The following is a 2,105-nucleotide window of genomic DNA, read 5'->3' as shown; positions in this document are numbered from 1 at the left end:
CAAGCAACGACCAATCCTCCAAGAAACCCTCGCAACCGCTACTCAACCGAGGTGTGAGTCTTAGCTAAAGACGCATGGTTCCCGGGCAAACTGGTCAAACATAACCTTCGTGCCGCCGAGGATGACGGGACCAATGAACAGACCTACCACTCCGAACACGACGATGCCTCCGAAGATTCCAACCGTGATGACCGCAACGTTGAGTGCCCCGCTTCGGTTGATGATAGCCGGTCGAAGGTAAGTGTCCGAAGCACTAACTACAGACCCAATAATCAAGATGATTAGGGCTGGCGTGGGGCGACCTATTCCGAGCAGGTAGACCGAAACTGGCACCCACACTCCAAACGCCCCTACCAGTGGAAGCAAGCAGAGGGCGAACGTCGCTAGTGTCAAGAAGACGGGCCCAGGCATGCCAACGAGGATCAATCCGCCCCCGAGCAGCACGGCCTGAATACCCGCAACGGCGACGTTACCGACGACAGACGCCCACATGAGATCGTCAAATTCAGCCATCAATTCCTGCTGGACACTTTCGGATACGGGGACGACTGTTTGGAGCCAAGTGACGAACTGTTCACCGTCTCGCAAGAGGGCAAATAGTACGAAGGTTGTCACGGTTAGACCGAGGAACACACCAGGAAGGCCGCTGAGAGCAGTCATCGAGCCGGTGGCCAAACCTTCCAAGCCAGTGGCGATTGGCTCCTGATACGTTGCGTACAACAGATCGAGATCAACCACATAACCAATATCGACGATACGGTTCTGAATAACGCTAGAACTGAATTCTCCTGCTTGTATGGCGTTAAATAGCCCCCCGTCCCTGCTGGAGGGCTATCGTGATGATGTAAGCGACGAGAATGAACAGTAGCAATACCGAGAGCGAGGTAAGGGATAAGGCAGCTGAACTCGCGCTCATGTACTGTTTGAGTCGTTGCTGGGCGGGTATGAGAATATAGGCAAGGATGATTGCGAGAATAATGTATGGGAGTTGTGTGACGACAATAAGGGCGGCAAAAACTCCGCTCACTACTGCCAGGATTGATAATCCAACACGGTCCGAGGGCCAGCGTGCCTTAGCATCTCGCTTCGTCATCGGAGCTCTAAGTGCTCCTCTATCTATGAGGGGCGTCGTTGATCGCAGTTTGTCCAATTCGCCCCGCGTAGATGGTGCTCAATCGCGGGTATACAGGTACCTGTATCATGAACTTTCGTCTTCGTCAGCCGTGTCAGTGCCGTTTGGTGCCCCTGTCTCTTCGGGGGTATCGGTGTCGACTTCTTCGACCTCGACGTCTTCGCCAGCGACACCGCTTTTGCCGATGACGGGGAGCAGATTATAGCCTCCTGTCGGACCCTTTTGGATGACGTTAATATCGAAGACGAAGTCCAGTTCCTCGTCACTCCCGATCTCGAAGGGTTTGATAATACGGAGTCGATTACTTGGCACCTTCACGTCGACAGCCTCGCCGTCGACGACCCCCTCAGCACTGGCGACTCGGAGTTCGATCCCCGAGTATCGCCCCTCATCGAGTTCGCCCTCAAGTACCGACACGGCTCGATCTCCCTTGACCTGGGTGAGATCGACGGTCACACTATCGAGGTCGAATTCGACGACTCCTTCACTCTCGTCGTCTTCGGAATCCTCGGTATCGTCGTCAGTTGTGTTGTCGGTGCCGTTGACGACTCCGGGAGTGATCTCTTCGTCTTCATCGGCTCGAAAGACACGAGCAGCCGAGAGAGTAACATCCAGTGAATCGAAGTCCTCGATGGCTACCGGCTGATCGCTAATCAACAGCCGGAACGTCCCGCTCGCCGTACTGCCGTCCTCAGAATCACTGTCGCTGCCGGAACAGCCGGCAAGGAGCACGGTTCCGAGCCCGGCAGTGGTCTTGATGAGGGTCCGTCGCCTCATGCACCCTCACCGTGCAGGAACGCTGTAGTCGGATATGCTTGTAATAACCGCCGCGGAGAGACTTCTGTCATTTTAAACGATACCAGCGGGAGACGAATACCCATGCGGCATGGTCTATCTGAGCGTGTCATAGAATCCATCTCATAGCTTCTCGCAGCCCGGTTCGTTTCCTCGCTCGTAGTTGGTGATGGCAACA

At 55.0% G+C, this 2,105-nt stretch carries 3 protein-coding genes; all 3 read right to left on the bottom strand.

Translation table 11 applies throughout. The annotated features are described in order from the left end of the window. Positions 1-60: 60 nt before the first annotated feature. A complete protein-coding gene (locus tag KM295_RS16730; protein WP_256031510.1) occupies positions 61-738 on the bottom strand; it encodes an AI-2E family transporter in 678 nt (225 codons plus the stop codon). A gap of 64 nt (positions 739-802) precedes the next feature. After that, positions 803-1,093 (bottom strand): hypothetical protein, encoded by a 291-nt coding sequence (locus tag KM295_RS16725; protein ID WP_256031508.1) that lies wholly within the window; start codon positions 1,091-1,093, stop codon positions 803-805. 105 nt (positions 1,094-1,198) lie between these two features. Then, a complete protein-coding gene (locus tag KM295_RS16720; RefSeq protein WP_256031507.1) occupies positions 1,199-1,909 on the bottom strand; it encodes a DUF4382 domain-containing protein in 711 nt (236 codons plus the stop codon). Positions 1,910-2,105 lie beyond the last annotated feature (196 nt).

The sequence above is a fragment of the Natronomonas aquatica genome (assembly GCF_024449025.1).
Lineage (GTDB): Archaea > Halobacteriota > Halobacteria > Halobacteriales > Haloarculaceae > Natronomonas > Natronomonas aquatica.
Note: the sequence above shows the minus strand (reverse complement) of the source record. Positions and strands in the feature narration are given on the sequence as shown.

Excerpts from the sequence above, each read along its gene's own strand:
- KM295_RS16725 (WP_256031508.1), bottom strand. The coding sequence starts at position 1,093 with ATGACGAAGCGAGATGCTAAGGCACGCTGGCCCTCGGACCGTGTTGGA.
- KM295_RS16720 (WP_256031507.1), bottom strand. The coding sequence starts at position 1,909 with ATGAGGCGACGGACCCTCATCAAGACCACTGCCGGGCTCGGAACCGTG.